At 68.6% G+C, this 1,184-nt stretch carries 1 protein-coding gene; it reads right to left on the reverse strand.

Annotation, left to right across the window (positions count from 1 at the left end; all coding sequences use genetic code 11):
- Window positions 1–78: 78 nt before the first annotated feature.
- The gene (locus tag BZY54_RS46865; protein WP_086731409.1) at window positions 79–1,179 is read right to left on the reverse strand and encodes a hypothetical protein; all 1,101 of its coding nucleotides are present in this window, start codon (window positions 1,177–1,179) and stop codon (window positions 79–81) included.
- Window positions 1,180–1,184 lie beyond the last annotated feature (5 nt).

Consider the following 1,184-nt stretch of genomic DNA (forward strand, 5'->3'; position numbering starts at 1 on the left):
TGTCACGCAGTTAGACACTCACCGACCCGCGACGCTTGAGGCTCCCGACCATGCAGTTCTGTTTCCTGCCACTGCCGCTCATGACCGTGTGGCAATCCCGCACCCCGCGTCGGCGGCCTGCCGCATGCGCGTGTCCATCGACGTGCTCCGGTCGTACGGGTCGACCTCGGGGCCGTCTCCCGGACGCGAGGCCGCGCGCTCTGCGCTGAAGTTGGGGGTGAAGTAGCCGGTGAAGCTATCGCAGCCGCCGTTGGTGGTGTCCGCCTTGTAGGAGACGAGGGAGAACGTACCCGGCTCGATGACGACCTTCGCCGGGTCGTCCCAACTCATCACGACCTCGCGGCGCACGATGGTGCGCGCGACTTCGTCGCTTCCCGCTGCGGCGCGTACGGCTGGATACACGTACGTGACATCGGTGGTCACCTCGACAGCACCACGCTTACCTTCTCGGTACGTGATCCGCCCTCGTGTCTTGACCACATCCCCGACAAGCCGGACCTTCGTCTTGTCGAACCGGCTGAACAGCAGCAGAGGGTCGTTCTCCCGGCTGGGCGCACGGAACGCGGTCGCCAGGTAGTCCTGGACATCCTGCTGATGAGGATTGATCAACGCGATCGCCTTCCTCGGCCGCTCCCCGCGCAGTACAGCAGGATCCAGACTGGACGCGGCTAGGAAGTCCCGGGTCTTCTCGAGCGCCTGCGCGACCTGCCCCTTGCTCATCCAGCCGGTCGCCCGCGCCTCAGGCAGGCCGATCCCAGCCGTCCCGTCACCCCACTGGGCCGCGGGTGACCCTTTGAACGGCTGCTCCACAGTCGGACGTTGGGCTGCCGCTTCCGTCGGCGGCGGTTGATCCGGACGTTTCGACTCCACGGCGAGCGGCGCACTCCCGCCGCCTCCGCCTCCGAACCATCCAGCCACCCACCCTGGATCCAGCGCCGCGACCAGCAAGGCGGCCGCAACCAGCAGACCGATCGCGTACCAGCCCTTGCCTCCGTGCCGCCGGGCCGGTTGGTGACCCCGCCATGGCTCCGGCCGGCCAGTCTCCTCCTCCCGCAGCCGCCGCGCCACCATCCGGGCCCGCGCTGACGGCTCCTCGGGCGCGCCCTTGGTCCCCGCCTCGGCCTCACGAAGGAAGCGTTCCCACTCCTCGTCCGGTATGGACTCCCCGCCCTTGCCCACGATGG

The organism is Streptomyces carpinensis (assembly GCF_002154505.1).
In the GTDB taxonomy this organism is placed as follows: Bacteria; Actinomycetota; Actinomycetes; order Streptomycetales; family Streptomycetaceae; genus Streptomyces; species Streptomyces carpinensis.